General features: G+C 62.1%; 4 protein-coding genes. 3 read left to right on the forward strand and 1 reads right to left on the reverse strand.

Features of this window, described 5'->3' with window-relative positions:
• Positions 1-877 precede the first annotated feature (877 nt).
• Entirely contained in the window at positions 878-1,027 is a 150-nt protein-coding gene (locus E8A46_RS12620; RefSeq protein WP_291561018.1) for a hypothetical protein, read from the reverse strand.
• A gap of 95 nt (positions 1,028-1,122) precedes the next feature.
• On the opposite strand from E8A46_RS12620, the gene E8A46_RS12625 reads away from it, so the two are divergent.
• The 3 genes from E8A46_RS12625 (at position 1,123) to E8A46_RS12635 (ending at position 2,645) form a co-directional block, all read left to right on the forward strand.
• On the forward strand, positions 1,123-1,668 hold the full coding sequence (locus E8A46_RS12625) for a recombinase family protein (RefSeq protein ID WP_291561020.1): 546 nt from the start codon (positions 1,123-1,125) through the stop codon (positions 1,666-1,668).
• 223 nt (positions 1,669-1,891) lie between these two features.
• Positions 1,892-2,167, forward strand: coding sequence for a hypothetical protein (locus E8A46_RS12630; protein WP_291561021.1), 276 nt, complete (start codon positions 1,892-1,894; stop codon positions 2,165-2,167).
• Between the two features lie 202 nt (positions 2,168-2,369).
• The gene (locus E8A46_RS12635; protein ID WP_291561024.1) at positions 2,370-2,645 is read left to right on the forward strand and encodes a hypothetical protein; all 276 of its coding nucleotides are present in this window, start codon (positions 2,370-2,372) and stop codon (positions 2,643-2,645) included.
• The last annotated feature ends 172 nt before the right edge of the window (positions 2,646-2,817 follow it).

Genomic DNA, 2,817 nt, shown 5'->3' on the forward strand with positions numbered 1-2,817 from the left:
GCATAAGCTCACCAAGGAACTGCACAAGGAGTTCTGGGAATCCGGCGCGCTGGCGCTCAATCGAGACCAGACCGTCTCGCTACTGGAGCTGCTTGCGGAGGTGGCCGGTCAGGTCGACCACTTGACGCACATGCCGATCAAGGAACCGTCGACCGAGACCTAGCCCTGATGGGGCTCGCCCAGTCCGTACGCGACGGACCGGAGCCGGGCGCCCAAGCGCCCCGGCGGGCATCGGGATGGGGTCTATAGGCCCGGTTTATGTTACCGTGTAACCGAACATGCAGGGGAGGATTAAATGCGGTTTCTAGCTGCTCCGGGACTGCTAATTGCAATTGTCACAGCGTCAGGCGCGGCCGAACCAGCAAAAGAGGCGCCAGCTAACGCGACGAAGATATATCGTTTCGCCCAAGTTAATGGGTGTCTCGGTCGGTGCGAAATCGACACGAATATCTGTAACGCAGCGTGCCCTGGTCCGCAGGACCCAACTAGACTCCAGTGTCAACTCGCCTGTGGTGCGCAATACAGTGCCTGTGCAAAGGCGTGCAGAAGGTAAGATCGGATCACGCTACCAGCCGCTGAATCGGGTGGCGTTGGCAGCCGTCACCAGTGGAGTGGAATCGCCCGCGTCCCTGCCGACTTATTTTTTGAGCCCGTTTCGTCGCGCTTTGACCTTCGCCGACTTGGTCGTTCCGAGAGGCTCTTGTGGATGGGGTAGCAACCGTTGCAACCCCACCCCATCGCCGGCATCCGCATCGCATAGAAAACGGCCCCAGCCGGGGGGAGCTGAGGCCGTCATTCATCGGATTGCGCGGGGCTGGCTGCGCATCCGGTAACGCCAATTCAACTTGCGGCCCTCGGGGTTGTTCCCGGGGGCCAGCTAGTGAGTAAAAATCATCATGGTTGCGATCAGGACCAGGGGCACCTCGGCGATGATTGTGCCGAGCGCAACAATCCAGATTTCGTGCTTCGTTTCCTTGTCCATCGTCGTCCAACGCACAACGGCGGGGATTGATCCATAGGTGGCCATTTGTGAAACTTAGGCGTTTCGCAAAGAAACGCTGGACAAGCAAAATCAACGTGATACAGTTTGCGAAACTTACTTGTGAAAATGGAGCAACGCAAATGGCCATTATCGGATACGCCCGGGTATCGACGCAGGACCAGGATCTCACCGGCCAGCTGGAGGCCCTCAAGGCGGCCGGTGCCGAGACCATCTATCGCGAGAAGATCAGCGGCGCGCGCGCCGATCGGCCGCAGCTGGCGAAGCTGATGGCGTCCCTGAAGGCCGGCGACGTGGTGCTCGTCACCAAGCTCGACCGGCTAGGCCGCTCGACACGCGAGCTGCTCGATTTGATCGAGCGCATCAGCGGCGTCGGCGCGGCGTTTCGATCGCTGGGCGATCCGCTGTGGGATACGTCCAGTTCGCAGGGGCGGCTGCTGTCGGTGTTGCTGGCGGCGATCGCGGAGTTTGAACGCGATCTTATCCGCGAACGCACCGGCGACGGCCGCAAGCGCGCGATGGCCACGGGCGTGAAGTTCGGCCGCAAGCCGAAGCTGTCGGAATACCAGCGCCAGGAAGCGATCAAGCGCCGCGCCGCGGGCGAGACGTTGGCCGAGATCGCCAAGTCCTACGCCGTCGACCTTTCGATGATTTCTCGGCTGAGCTGAGCCTCCGGCCGGTTCAAGCAATTGATCGGGGCGCCCATGAGGCGCCCACCGTGACCACCGCCTCGCTCGCCCCGCCAAGCCGCCGCCCATCGCGGAACCCGCAGGCCTGGTTCGTATTGCCTTTATGGGCCGGCGCTTCCCGGAGACGGGCGCCGGCTTGGCGCGGCTCCGTCGCTTCCCCCTTTTCACGAGCTGGCGGGGTCGCGTTTTTAAAGGAAACACGATGATAAATGAAGGCACGGCCTACGGCACCGCCCTTGATCCAGCTCTGCGTGCCGCCCCGGCGCAGCCTGGTAATCCAGGGGGCACGGCCTACGGCACCGCCCTTGCGGTGAAGCACATCCTCGCGCTGCTCGAACAGAAAGGCGTCGTCGCCCATGGCGAGGTGGTGAAGGCTTTGGACAGCGCGCTAGACGAACTGAATGGTTTGAAGGGCGTCATGGCTCCCGACGCTTCCGCGGCTGCTGCCAAGACTATCGGTTTGCTCTACCTGCGCTGACCGATCACTCGCTATCCGCAGGAACTCGACGTTTCGACCATGCGGCGGATCAGTCCTCATCCTCGAGGCCGACATTGCCAGCAGCGCCAGGGCGAGGCGCCCTCACGGGTATGTGCTAAACTTCGTGGGAACACGAATCGGCGAGTCTGGAATGGGCGAATCCTCGGCAATAGTGCCAAGTGGCGATAGGTCGGCGCGCGCGATGGCGCTGCCGGCGACCGTATGGCCCTGGCTTGGTCAGAAGATACTCGCTGCGTGGCTTGTGATGATGCTCGCGCTTTGCCTCGGGGTTCTTTCGTTTGCGGCGGTCCGAGAGATGACCGTCGATTGCCGCCGCCAGCCGAATTACATCCTGACGACCGAAACCGGCGATCGCCTCGCACTCGAGGACGGCGTTAACTTCCTGGTGTCCGAGGAAAAACACCTGCGATGCCGGCTCGCCATGGGCGATGCATTCGACATTTCCTTCCCCCCATGACAGCCCCGACTCCTGAAGAGCAGCGATACCACTGGAGTGAGGGCAACAAGTACGCCCTTGAGGCTATGAAGGCGCTGCTGTGGCTGAACGGCGGCTCCGCCGCTGCGCTACTGACGTGGTTCGGCGGCACACGTCCGCGGCTGATCACGCCCTATTTCGGCTATTCCATCGC

This window comes from Bradyrhizobium sp. (genome assembly GCF_004799445.1).
Classification (GTDB): domain Bacteria; phylum Pseudomonadota; class Alphaproteobacteria; order Rhizobiales; family Xanthobacteraceae; genus Bradyrhizobium.

Coding starts and splice junctions, on each gene's coding strand:
- E8A46_RS12635 (WP_291561024.1), top strand. CDS start 2,370: ATGGCGCTGCCGGCGACCGTATGGCCCTGGCTTGGTCAGAAGATACTC.
- E8A46_RS12620 (WP_291561018.1), bottom strand. CDS start 1,027: ATGGCCACCTATGGATCAATCCCCGCCGTTGTGCGTTGGACGACGATG.
- E8A46_RS12630 (WP_291561021.1), top strand. CDS start 1,892: ATGATAAATGAAGGCACGGCCTACGGCACCGCCCTTGATCCAGCTCTG.
- E8A46_RS12625 (WP_291561020.1), top strand. CDS start 1,123: ATGGCCATTATCGGATACGCCCGGGTATCGACGCAGGACCAGGATCTC.